The 12,120-nt window shown below is 71.2% G+C and carries 10 protein-coding genes; 7 read left to right on the forward strand and 3 right to left on the reverse strand.

Features of this window, described 5'->3' with window-relative positions:
- Positions 1-28: 28 nt before the first annotated feature.
- Together EDF28_RS05790 and EDF28_RS19170 are read left to right on the forward strand one after the other, a co-directional pair.
- On the forward strand, positions 29-3,703 hold the full coding sequence (locus EDF28_RS05790) for a S8 family serine peptidase (RefSeq protein ID WP_185094143.1): 3,675 nt from the start codon (positions 29-31) through the stop codon (positions 3,701-3,703).
- A gap of 163 nt (positions 3,704-3,866) precedes the next feature.
- Positions 3,867-4,031: a hypothetical protein gene (locus EDF28_RS19170; protein WP_159573348.1), complete on the forward strand. Its 165-nt coding sequence runs from the start codon at positions 3,867-3,869 to the stop codon at positions 4,029-4,031.
- Between the two features lie 87 nt (positions 4,032-4,118).
- Here the strand turns inward: EDF28_RS19170 and EDF28_RS05795 are convergent, their stop codons facing one another.
- The 3 genes from EDF28_RS05795 to EDF28_RS05805 form a co-directional block, all read right to left on the reverse strand.
- Positions 4,119-4,292 carry an antitoxin gene (locus tag EDF28_RS05795; RefSeq protein WP_123293590.1) on the reverse strand — a complete coding sequence of 58 codons (174 nt, stop codon included), beginning with the start codon at positions 4,290-4,292 and terminating at the stop codon, positions 4,119-4,121.
- Between the two features lie 106 nt (positions 4,293-4,398).
- A complete protein-coding gene (locus EDF28_RS05800) occupies positions 4,399-5,280 on the reverse strand; it encodes a L,D-transpeptidase (RefSeq protein ID WP_123937469.1) in 882 nt (293 codons plus the stop codon).
- Positions 5,281-5,356: 76 nt separating this feature from the next.
- Positions 5,357-6,724, reverse strand: coding sequence for a hypothetical protein (locus tag EDF28_RS05805; RefSeq protein ID WP_123937470.1), 1,368 nt, complete (start codon positions 6,722-6,724; stop codon positions 5,357-5,359).
- Positions 6,725-7,106: 382 nt separating this feature from the next.
- On the opposite strand from EDF28_RS05805, the gene EDF28_RS05810 reads away from it, so the two are divergent.
- The 5 genes from EDF28_RS05810 to EDF28_RS05830 all read left to right on the forward strand — a co-directional run bounded on the left by EDF28_RS05810 (position 7,107) and on the right by EDF28_RS05830 (position 12,120).
- Complete coding sequence (locus EDF28_RS05810; RefSeq protein WP_111086193.1) at positions 7,107-8,402, forward strand: adenylosuccinate synthase; 1,296 nt, start codon at positions 7,107-7,109, stop codon at positions 8,400-8,402.
- Between the two features lie 2 nt (positions 8,403-8,404).
- Positions 8,405-8,965 carry a low molecular weight phosphatase family protein gene (locus EDF28_RS05815; protein WP_123937471.1) on the forward strand — a complete coding sequence of 187 codons (561 nt, stop codon included), beginning with the start codon at positions 8,405-8,407 and terminating at the stop codon, positions 8,963-8,965.
- Positions 8,966-9,186: 221 nt separating this feature from the next.
- On the forward strand, positions 9,187-10,161 hold the full coding sequence (locus tag EDF28_RS05820) for a CPBP family intramembrane glutamic endopeptidase (RefSeq protein ID WP_123937472.1): 975 nt from the start codon (positions 9,187-9,189) through the stop codon (positions 10,159-10,161).
- Positions 10,148-11,455, forward strand: coding sequence for a sensor histidine kinase (locus EDF28_RS05825; RefSeq protein WP_123937473.1), 1,308 nt, complete (start codon positions 10,148-10,150; stop codon positions 11,453-11,455). Before EDF28_RS05820 ends, EDF28_RS05825 begins: the two co-directional genes overlap by 14 nt.
- Positions 11,452-12,120, forward strand: coding sequence for a response regulator transcription factor (locus EDF28_RS05830; RefSeq protein WP_123937474.1), 669 nt, complete (start codon positions 11,452-11,454; stop codon positions 12,118-12,120). The genes EDF28_RS05825 and EDF28_RS05830 overlap by 4 nt, the downstream gene beginning before the upstream one ends.

The following is a 12,120-nucleotide window of genomic DNA, read 5'->3' on the forward strand; positions in this document are numbered from 1 at the left end:
ACCACGGACTGAGCCTGGAGTGCCCTCTTTGAACCGTGCAACACCGAACCACGACCCGAACCCGACCCCGAACTCCCATCGCATCGCACGCGTCCTGACCGCCGGCATCGCCGCCGTGGCCCTGACGTGCGGCGGCCTCGCAGTCGGGGGCGCGGCCTCCGCAGCTCCTGCCGGGGTGTCGGTGGCCGACCTGAAGCTCTCCGCACCACTGCGCGACGCCAAGCCCACCAAGACCGTCGCCGCCTTCGTGCGCACGACCGGCCAGGGTGCCCTCGAGGTGGACGCGAACGCGAAGGGCGGTGACCTGACCAAGTCGAAGACGCAGTCCTCGGCAGCGAAGAGCCGCGTCAAGGCGATCGAGTCGACCACCGCGGCCGTCCGCGCCGCCGTGAAGCGCGCCGACGCCGACTCCACCGAGCTCTACTCGACCGAGTACACCGTCCCCGGTGTCGCGGTCGTCGCCGACGTCTCCGCGCTGCAGGACATCGCGAAGCGTTCCGACGTCGAGAGCATCATCCCGCTCACGCCGAAGAAGATCGTCGAGCCGACGGTCAACGCCGACGCGAGCGCCGCACCGTCCGGTGTGGACCCGAGCCTCGTGAAGCCGGGCGCCGACGGCGTCTCGCCGAAGAACGCCGCGAGCGACGTCTACACGCGCTCGCTCAACGCCTGGCAGCAGACCGGCCACACCGGCAAGGACGTCAACGTCGCCGTCCTCGACACCGGCCTGGACTACACGCAGGCCGACTTCGGCGGACCCGGCACCACCGCGGCCTACCAGCAGGCCCTGGCGAACGCGAGCTCCGGCGCCCCGGACCCCAGCCTGTACGACGCGTCGAAGTTCCTCGGCGGGTACGACTTCGCCGGTGCGACCTACAACGCCGACCCGACCGACCCGGCCTACGACCCGGTGCCGGCTCCGGACGACAACCCCATCGACGGCAAGGGTGGCGACCACGGCACGCACGTGTCCGGTTCGATCGCGGGCTACGGCCTGACCGCCGACAAGCAGCAGTTCGACGGCGACTACACCAAGCTCACCACGCAGCAGGTGCAGGACATGTGGATCGGTCCGGGCACCGCGCCCGAGGCCGGCCTCTACGCCCTCAAGGTGTTCGGTGACGGCGGCGGTTCGACCGACGTCACGGGCGCCGCGCTCGACTGGGTGGGCCAGGCGCTCACCGAGGGCAAGGACATCAACGTCCTGAACCTGTCGCTCGGCTCCGACTACGGCGCACCGGACGACCCCGACAACGCCAAGATCGACGCGCTGACCGCACGCGGGGTCCTTCCCGTGATCGCCTCGGGCAACGCCGACGACTTCACCGACATCGGTGGCTCGCCGGGCAACGCCGAGGGCGCGCTCACCGTCGCCGCGAGCGCCACCGGTCAGTCGCTCTACGACGGCGTGCAGGCCACGGCCCCCGCGAACGTCGCGAAGACCTACCGGTCGCAGTACTCGCAGAACTTCACGGGAACCCTGCCGGTCGAGGGTGACGTCGTCGTCCCGACCAGCAACATCGACGGCTGCGCCGCGTTCAGCGCCGCCGACGCCGCGAAGATCGCGGGCAAGGTCGTCTGGCTGAAGTGGACGGACGGCGCGCTCGAGTGCGGCTCCGGCGTGCGCTTCAACAACGTCCAGGCCGCCGGCGGCATCGGCGTCCTGCTCGCGGGCACGATCAACACCTTCGACTCGGGCATCGCCGGAAACGCGACCATCCCCGGAGCCGAGCTGACGCTGGACGCCGCCACGAGCCTCCAGGCAGCTGCCAAGGCGGGGACCCTGCACGTGCGCTTCGCGGACGAGCTCAAGGGCTTCGAACTCGCCACCGACCCGGAGGCCGTGAACACGCTCGCCGGGTTCACCAGCCGGGGCGTCCACGGGTCGTTCAACGACATCGTCAAGCCGGACATCGCCGGCCCCGGGGTCAACGTGATCTCGGCGGCCAACGGCACCGGTGACGGCCGCATGTCGATGAGCGGCACCTCGATGGCCACGCCGGACGTCGCGGGCATCGCGGCGCTGACCTTCCAGGCGCACCCGGAGTGGAGCGCACCGCAGGTCAAGGCGGCGCTCATGAACACGGCGACGCACGACGTCAAGGACGGCTCCCGATCGGCGACCCTGCTCCGGCAGGGCACCGGCCGCGTCGACGCCCTGCAGGCCGTGACCGCCGGCACCACCGTGCGGAGCGTCGAGAACGACCTGCTCGTCACCGCCTCGTTCGGTGTCGTCGAGGTCTCGAGCGCGACGACCGAGAGCCGCACCCTCCAGATCGCGAACACCGACGGCGTCGCGCACACCTACGACGTGGCCTACCAGCCGCAGGTGTCGCAGCCCGGCGTGACGTTCGCGCTCAACACGAAGCGTGTCACCGTTCCGGCGAACCGCACCGCGACGGTGAAGCTCACCTTCACGATCGCCGACCCGACGAAGCTCCGCCGCGTCATCGACCCCACCCAGGAGTCGGTGCAGCAGGGCTACCAGCGCGAGTTCGTCACCGCCGCCTCGGGCATCGTGGCGTTCACGCCGACCGACACGACCGCGGTGCCGCTGCGCGTCGGTGCGTACCTCGCACCGAAGCCCGTCAGCTCCGTGCAGGGTCGCTCCACCGTCGCCTTCACCGGCCCGGGCAAGTCGGCCGACCTGACGCTCAAGGGGCGCACGGTCGACCAGGGCGGCCTGACGACCGGCTACCACGCCGCCGTCGCACCGTTCGTACTCGGCGGGACCGACCCGGTCGAGTCGTTCCCGGCGGGCTCGGCGAAGCGCTCGCTGCAGGCAGCGGACATCCGCTCCTACGGCGCGAGCTACGACAAGGCCTCGGACACGATCGCGTTCGGCATCCAGACGGCCGGTCCCGACGCCAACCCCGGCGCCGTGACCAACGTCGAGGTGCTCATCGACACGAACCGTGACGGCGAGCCCGACTACCTGGTCTACAACGCCAAGTCCGCCGCGGTGGACGCGACGTTCGCGACGACGATCGACCTGGCCAAGGCCGCGTCGGACGACCCGGACGTCGACCCGGTCGTCGACGTCCAGCCGCTGAACGGCGGGGCACCCGGCCAGGACGTCAACACCTTCGACAGCTCGGTGAAGGTGCTCACGACCACGGGTGCGCTGATCGGCGCGAAGGGCAAGTTCACCTACTCGGTCCTGACCGAGTCGGCGTACGCCCCGGGTGCCGCGACCACGGGCTCCTCCGTGGTGGACGAGACGAAGAGCGCCTCGTTCGACCCGTCGAAGCCGGCACTTTCCTTCGCGCAGGGCCGCAGCACCGGCGTCCTGTTCGCCGACTCCGGCGCCCTCCGGGTCACCCGAGCGTCGGGTGTCACGAAGGCCACCGTGCTGCTCCTGCACCTCGGCAACGCGTCGGGCAAGCAGGCCGGCACGTCGACCATCTCGGTTACCCCGCCCACGCTCGCGCTCGCCGCGGGCAGCAAGGTGACGGTCAGCGGGACGGCGAAGGTCGGCTCGAAGCTGTCGGCGAACCACGGCAAGTGGAGCACGACGAAGGCGACGTACAAGTACCAGTGGCTCCGCGACGGCAAGGTCGTGAAGAAGGCCACCGGTGCGACGTACAAGCTCGGCACGTCCGACGCGGGACACAAGTTCTCCGTCAAGGTGACCGCGCACGCCTCGGGCTACAAGGACGGAACCGCGACGTCCAAGTCGACCGCGAAGGTGTCGCGCAAGTAGTCGCCGCGAGCGCGTCCGCGCGCCGCACATGGTGAGCAGAAGATGTCGGGTCCCGCGTTCGGACCCGACATCTTCTGTTCACGGAACGGGATCCGGCGGACCGCAGACGCGGAATCGGGACAGGTAGTTAGACAAACTAGTTATCGGGTGCCAAGGTTGCATCATGCAGAACACGCTGAGCCAGCTCCGGGCCAACCCGACCGAGTGGCGCCGCCGGGGGCTCACCCCGCCCGACGTCGTCCAGGCGATGATCGAGCAGCGTCTCGCCGAGCCCGGCTACTCGCAGCCCGTCGGCGACCCGTCGTACCAGGACTTCTTCCGCGCCTGATCACGCGGCGTGCGAAACGGACGGACGGGAGGCTCGGTGCCAGCTGGCACCGGGCCTTCCGTCCGTCACCTGGGTGCGTACCGGGCGTTACTCGCCGACCTTGTCGTCAGCCGCCTGCTGGGCCTTGTCGATCTGGTCGCCGTGGCCGCCGCCGGTCGCCTTGTCGGCCGCGTCGCCTGCCTTGTCGAGGCCGGCGTCGGACGCCTGCTCGCCCTTGTCACTGTTCGCGAAGTCCTTGGCCTTGTCACCGAGGTCACTCATGTCGTGCTCCTTCCGATGGTGGATCTGACCGGTACGACGGTGCTCCGGAGCCACCGAGCGTCCACACAGCCTGTGTGGTCCGGACGAGAGGTCGCGGTACCGGTGACTACGCGACCATCTGCACGACGGTGCCGAGCGGGAGTGCGTTGATCGCATCGACGGCATCACCGTCGAGGCGGACGCACCCGTGGGACACCGCTCCGCGGGCGACGGATTCGTAGTGCACGCCGATGAGCCCGCCGTCGTCACCGCCGAACGGCTCGTCCGCCGCTGCGGAGTGCAGCGTCGTCAGGTTGATCTGGTGCACCGTCTGGTCCTGGGCGGGATCCAGGTACCTCGCCTGGATGTAGCCGACGACACCGGTCGGGGTCGGAGTGTCCCCGGCACCGACGCCGGCCGGGAACTCGTGCACGACCTTGCCGCTCGCAGCGACGATCAACACGGTCTGGTCACCGACGGAGATGACGACGTGGTCGTCGAGCGCGTCGCCCTGGTGCAGCAGGTCGCGGCGCATCCAGCCGGCGGTCTGCGCTGGAGCGCCGCCCGGTGCAGTTGACGGCAGTGCCTGTCGGCTCGGGGTCATGACGAGGGCCCAGTCGCCCTGGAACCGCAGCGGGACGACGACGGTGGGGTCGCCGAGGAAGTTCTCGGCTGCGAGTCTCGCGACCGGCTCGGTGCGGTCGTCGCCGTAGAGCGGCGCGTCGCGCTGGATCGTGTACGCGTGTCCTGCGGCCTTCGGGACGTCAGGGTCGTACGAGGGCAGGAGCCCGCCGATGACCGCGTCGTACCGGGCCTCGGGGAGTGCTGCAACCGTCTTCGTCGACGGTGCGCGGTAGGGCGCGGCGGACGCCGTCGGGGTCGCCGTGGCGGTACCCGTGCTGCTCGCAGCGGTCGGGGCGGGATCAGCGTGGCAGGACGCCAGGCCGAGCGAGAGCAGCACTCCGGCGGCGACGGCGAGGACGAGGCGAGCTGAGCGGGTTGCGTGCATGTGCGGATTCCGGGTCGGGACGGCGAACGGGGACGCGACGATCCGTCGCGCCCCCGCTCGGTGGATGGTTCCGGTGTCAGCCGCTGACGACCGGGAGTGCACCCACGGCCGGGGTGCGGCCGACGGCCGGAGCGGCGCCAGCGCCGGTCTCGGTGCCGGTGCCGGTGCCGGTGCCGGGGGTCGCGCCCTGGTCGCCGCCGTCGACGGGGGTGGTGCCCTCGTCGCCGCCGTCACCCGGGGTCGTGCCCTCGTCGCCACCGTCACCGGGGGCCGCTGCCACGGCGGGCAGCGTGATCGAGAACTCGATGTTGCCCTGGCCCTGGCCGCCACCGACCTGGTTGACACTCAGGTCCTGCTCGACAGCAGCCGAGTCCGAGAAGGTGCCCGTGGTGGACCAGTTGCCGTCGGCGTCCACGATCGTCTGCGGAGCAGCGCGGTTGCCATCGGTGTCCAGCACGTTCACGGTGTCGCCCACGGCGCCGGTCCCGGTGAAAGTCACGGTGCGCGAGTCGACGGTGTCGCCGTCGGTCGGGCTGGTCAGCGAGAAGTTGAAGTCCGCAACCGCGGCTTCGGCGCGAGCCGTGACGGTGACGGAGTCGACCGTCGACAGGTTCGCGCGCTGCTCGTTGATCGTGTAGGTGTGCTCGTCGGTGTCGGTGCCCGGGATCTCGTACGAGATCGTCCAGGTGCCGTCGTCGGAGATCGGGGTGCGGCGGACGGGGTAGCCCACGTCGAAGTTCACCGTGTTGCCGACGGCGCCGGTACCGGAGACCGTCAGCGTGCGGCCGGAGACCGACTGCGACGTGACGGCGAAGGGCAGGACGGCAGCTTCCGCACGAGCGGTCACGGTCAGCGACTCGACCGTCGACAGGTTCGCGCGCTGCTCGTTGATCGTGTAGGTGTGCTCGTCGGTGTCGGTGCCCGGGATCTCGTACGAGATGGTCCAGGTGCCGTCGTCCTTGATGGCGGTGCGCTGCACCGGGAACCCCGCGTCGAAGTTGACGGTGTTGCCGACTGCGCCGGTGCCGGAGACCGTCAGCGTGCGGCCGGAGACCGACTGCGACGTGACGGCGAAGGGCTTGTCCGTGGCTTCGGGGGCGGCGGTGACCGTCACCGAGCCGTCCTGGTTCAGGCCCTTGAGCTGCTCGAACGTGTACGTCTGCGCAGTCGTGTCCGTACCGGGGATCGTGTACGAGATCGTCCAGGTGCCGCTCGCCGGGATCTCCTGGCGGGTGTTGCGGAAGTCCTCGTCGAGCTGGATGTTCTCACCGGGGGTGCCGGTGCCGCTCACGGTCAGCACGCGGCCGGAGACCGACTGGCTGGTGATGGACAGGTCGGCCGGGTCGGCCATCGCGGGGGCGGCGGCGAAGGTGACGCCACCGATCACGATCGCGGCGCACGCGGGGAGCGCGAGCGCCTTCTTGCTCCAGAGAGCCTTGTTCATCGTCGAACTCTTCTTTCCGTGCTGCATGAGGGCACGACTGTTCTGATGCATCCGGGCGCGTTGCAGCGTCCGGTGGTGCTCACGCGAATCTCGCGCTGGCTGAACGGAGTGGGTTGGACTCCGACGTGACGCCGACAGGGAAACCGACGTCGCGGTGCACGATACGTCGTGCTTCCCGAGATGTTCCGGCCTGGAACTATTTGTCCCCCCTTGTGGGGACGTTCGGCATGCACCGACGCGTAATGAGGACAATTCACCGACGCGGCGACGGTGCGGGCGACCGTGTCCGATGGGTGGCGCGCGAGTGACCAGCCGATAGACTCGGGTGGACCACCGGCCCGCCTGGTCGCGTGAGGTCCTCCGCCAACGTGAGGAGAACCAGATGCCCGCAGCAGTCATCATCGGAGCCCAGTGGGGCGACGAGGGCAAGGGGAAGGCCACCGACCTCCTCGGCTCCCGCATCGACTACGTCGTGAAGTTCAACGGCGGCAACAACGCCGGCCACACCGTCGTCGTCGGCGGCGAGAAGTACGCGCTGCACCTGCTGCCCTCCGGCATCCTCACGCCCGGCGTCACGCCGATCATCGGCAACGGCGTGGTCGTCGACCTCGAGGTGCTGTTCCAGGAACTCGACGCGCTGAAGGCCCGCGGCGTCGACACCTCGAAGCTGCTCGTGTCGGCGAACGCCCACCTCATCACGCACTACCACCGCACCATCGACAAGGTGACGGAGCGGTTCCTCGGCAAGCGCCAGATCGGCACCACCGGTCGCGGCATCGGCCCGTCCTACGCCGACAAGATCAACCGCGTCGGCATCCGCGTCCAGGACATCTTCGACGAGAACATCCTGCGGCAGAAGGTCGAAGCGGCCCTCGACCAGAAGAACCACCTGCTCGTCAAGGTCTTCAACCGCCGCGCGATCGACGCCGAAGAAGTGGTCGAGTCGCTGCTGTCCTACGCCGAGCGACTGCGCCCGATGGTCGCGGACACCGCCCTCGAGATCCACCGGGCACTGGAGCGCGGCGACACCGTCCTGTTCGAGGCCGGTCAGGCGACCATGCTCGACGTCGACCACGGCACCTACCCGTTCGTGACGTCGTCGTCGGCGACCGCCGGTGGCGCAGCGACCGGTTCCGGCATCGGCCCGGGCAAGCTCGAGCGCATCATCGGCATCGTCAAGGCGTACACGACCCGCGTCGGTGCCGGTCCGTTCCCGACCGAGCTCTTCGACGAGTCCGGCGAGTTCCTGCGCGCCAACGGCTTCGAGTTCGGCACCACCACGGGCCGTCCGCGCCGCTGTGGTTGGTACGACGCCCCGATCGCCCGGTACACCGCGCGCATCAACGGCGTGACCGACTTCGTGCTGACCAAGCTCGACGTGCTGACCGGGCTCGAGACGATCCCCGTCTGCGTCGCGTACGAGGTCGACGGCGTCCGCGTGGACGAGGTCCCCGTGAACCAGTCGGACTTCCACCACGCGAAGCCCGTCTATGAGGAGTTCCCCGGCTGGACCGAGGACATCACCGGCGCCCGCTCGTTCGACGACCTGCCGAAGAACGCGCAGGACTACGTGCTCGCGGTCGAGGCGATGTCCGGCGCGCGGATCTCCGCGATCGGTGTCGGTCCGGGCCGCGACGCCATCGTCGTCCGGCACGACCTGCTCGGCGCCGGCGCCTGACGATGCGGGTCCTGTTCGTCTGCAGCGGCAACATCTGTCGTTCACCGCTCGGCGCGCAGGTCCTGACGGCGCGACTCGGCCCGGACGCTGCGGCGTTCGTGGTCGAGTCCGCCGGCACCATCGCCGACGACGGTGCCGCGATGGACGGCGCCGCCGCGGCACAGTCCGTCCGGCTCGGCGGTGACCCGTCGGGGCACGGCTCGCGCTACCTGACGGCCGCGATCGTCGAGGAGGCCAACCTGGTGCTGACGGCCGAACGGTCGCACCGCGCGGCCGTGGTGTCGCTCGCACCCCGGGCGACGAAGCGGGCGTTCACCATCAAGCAGTTCGCGCGGGTGCTCGCGGGGCTCGAGCCCGGTGACCTGGCCGACGTGCACTCGCCCGAGGCCCTGGTCGAACGGGTCGCACGCCTGCGCGGCACCGTCCCGCCGCCGGCCGACCCCGCGGACGACGACGTCGACGACCCTTACCGCCGGTCCGAGGCGACCCACGCTCGGGTCGCCGACGAGATCGACGCCGCGCTCGCGCTGATCGCCGACGCCCTCCGGGCCGCGCTGCGCTGACGCCGCGCTGCGCCTGACACCGCGCTGCGGCAGCCGCCGCGCTGCGCCTGGTGCGAGGTTGACCACTCGGTGCAGGGCTCTGTCCGCGCACGGAGTGATCAACCTCGCACCAGGCGGCAGCCGCCGCCGCACCGCCACCACCTGCATCCTTCGATGCAAGTCCGGCAGGTGCATCCCTGCGCCGGTCGTCCCGCGACGCCGCAGTTCCTAGCGTCGTGTGCATGACGAACACCACCGAAGTCCGGCCCACCGCCGGCACCACTCCGCAGGAGCGCGGGGGAGTCAGCGGCGTCATCGCCCGGCACCCGCTCGTGTCCTTCTTCACCCTGGCACTCGGCCTGAGCTGGCTGGCGTGGATCCCGTACATCCTGTCGCCGCACGGCCTGGGCGTGTGGGACCTGCACTTCCCCGAGGTCCTCGGCTCCGCGCAGTTCACCGGCGTGCTGCCCGGGGCGCTGCTCGGCCCGTTGGGCGGCGCGTTCATCGTCACCGCGGTCGCCGACGGCCGTCCGGGCCTCCGTCGCTGGGTCGGCCGGCTGTTCCGCTGGCGGGTCGCCTGGTACTGGTACACCCTGGCGCTCGTCGTCGTGCCGGCCGTGATCGTCGCGTCCGCGCTGCCCTTCGCCGGCGGTGACGTGCGTGCTCCCTCGGCGCTGGCGTTCGCCGCCCTGGTGCCCGGGCTGCTCATCCAGCTGTTCTCGACCGGCCTGAGCGAGGAGCCCGGCTGGCGCGACTTCGCCCTGCCCCGGCTGCAGCACCGCTTCGGCGGGCTCGGAGCCGCTGCGATCCTCGGTCCGATCTGGGCGCTCTGGCACATGCCGCTCTACCTGAGCGACTGGGGCGGGTGGCCGAACGCACACTGGAGCGAGCCCGTGGTCTTCGCCCTGTTCACGATCACGTTCAACGTCGTGATGATCCAGGTGTTCAACAAGACCGGCGAGAGTCTGCCCCTGGCCCTGCTGCTGCACGTCGGCGTGAACAACACGATCTCGACGCTGTTCCCGGAGATGTACCCGAGCATGACCGCCGGCACGCTGATGCTCGGCCTGACCATCACCTCGACCGTCGCGGCCGCCGTGCTGCTCGTCGTGACCCGCGGCCGCCTGGGCTACGACCCGGCTCGCCGCGCGCTGCCGATCGACGCCCCGGTCCCCGCCCGCACCCGCCTCGTAGGATCACACGATGGCCTCCGCTGACCCGCGCACGCGCACGTCGCGCGACGGCGACCCGCGCACCCGCGACCGCCGCGTCGACGTGCTCGTCGCGCTCGGCACGGCCGTCGTGGCCCTCGGCCTGTTGCTCGGCCTGCCGCCGCTCGACGCCCTCGAGCCGGACGGCCCCGCCCTGGCCCTGCGGGTGCCGGCACCGTTCACCGCCGCGTGGACCGTCCTGGCGATCGGCCTGCTGGTCCAGTCCGCAGCCCTGCTCGCCGCCCGTCGAGCACCGCGCACCGTGCTGGTCGCGGTGTCCGCGCTGCCGGTGCTGGTCGCCGCGCTCGCTCCGCAGTCGCTCGACCTGTTCGGTCTCACCGCCCTGCCGGTGGTCGTCGCCGTGGTCCTCGCCGCCCTCCGTGTCCCGCTCGCACGCCTGTGGCCGACCCTGATGGTCGCCGGCGCGCTGGTGGCAGCCGGCAGCGCGGTCCTGTCCGGCGCACTCGGGCAGGGCGTCCTGCAGGCCATCGGCGCCGTCGGGCTCCCGCTCCTGGTCACCCTGCTGGTGCGGTCCCGCCGCGAGGTCCGCGCCGCCCGCACTGCCGAGGCGAGCGCGGTCTTCCGTGAACAGGACGCCCTGGTCGACGCCGCGGTCTCCCGTGAACGGGCCGCCATGGCCCGCGAACTCCACGACATCGCCGCCCACCACCTGTCCGGCATCGCCCTGATGGCCGCCGTGATCGACCGGCAGATCGACAGCGACCCGGAGCGCGCGCACGAGGGTGCCCGTCAGGTGCGGGAGCAGAGCACCGCCGTCCTCGACGACCTGCGCCGCCTGGTCGGGCTGCTGCGCGAGGACGTCCCCGCCGAACGTGCGGTCGAGACGGTCGCCGGCATCGTCGACCTGGTCGAGCGTGCCCGGTTCCGCAGCGACGTGCGCCTCGACGTGCTCGCTGGCGACCACCCGCGCGGAGCGCCGGCGCTCGCCGACGGCGTCGGCCCGCTCGCGCAGCTCGCCGCCTACCGGACGGTGCAGGAGGCGCTGGCCAACGCCGCCCTGCACGCCCCGTCCGCCCCGTGCACGGTCACCGTCGACGACCGCAACCCGACCCGGGTGGTGATCCGGGTGGAGAACGCACCGGCTGCCGCTCCGGCAGCGCCGACCTCACCGTCGGGCGGCAACGGCCTGAGGGGGATGCGCGAGCGGGCGGACCTGGTGGGGGCGAGCCTCCAGACCGGTCCCACCGCCACCGGCGGATGGCTGGTGGAGCTGGCGCTCGGACGGGAGGCACCTGCCGCACCCGCGCAGGCCGCCGCCGGTGGCGGAGTGGTCGCGTGATCCGCGTGCTGGTGGCGGACGACCAGCCGCTGGTCCGTGCCGGGGTGTCCGCCCTGCTCGGCGCGGAGGCCGACATCGAGGTGGTCGGCGTGGCCGCCGACGGCGGCGAGGCGCTCGCGCTGGCACGCTCGTTGCGGCCCGACGTCGCCTGCCTGGACATCCGGATGCCGGTGGTGAACGGCATCGAGCTCGCGCGGCTGTTCTGCGCTCCCGACGCCGACCCGGCGATCCCGGTGCTGATGCTCACGACGTTCGACCTGGACGACTACGTGTTCGGGGCGCTCGAGGCCGGTGCCTCCGGGTTCCTGCTGAAGGACGCCGAGCCGGACACCATCGTCGACGCCGTGCGGCAGGTCGCCGCGGGGAACGGGACGCTCGACCAGGCCCTGACGCGGCGGGTGCTGCGCGAGTTCGTGTCGCGGCGGAGCCTGCAGCCGGTGTCGGGGGACCGGGCCGACGGGGTGCTCACCGCCCGCGAACGCGAGGTCCTGCTGCTGCTCGCGCAGGGGATGTCGAACGAGGAGATCGCGGTCGCACTCGTGCTCGAGGTCTCGACCGTGAAGTCGCACCTGGCACGGATGCTGCCGAAGCTCGGGGTCCGGTCGCGGTTGCAGGCCGTGGTGTGGGCGTACCAGAACCGGATCGTGGCGGTCCCCGAGCCGTAG

Origin of the sequence: Curtobacterium sp. PhB137, from assembly GCF_003814955.1 — a bacterium.
Taxonomy (GTDB): Bacteria; Actinomycetota; Actinomycetes; order Actinomycetales; family Microbacteriaceae; genus Curtobacterium.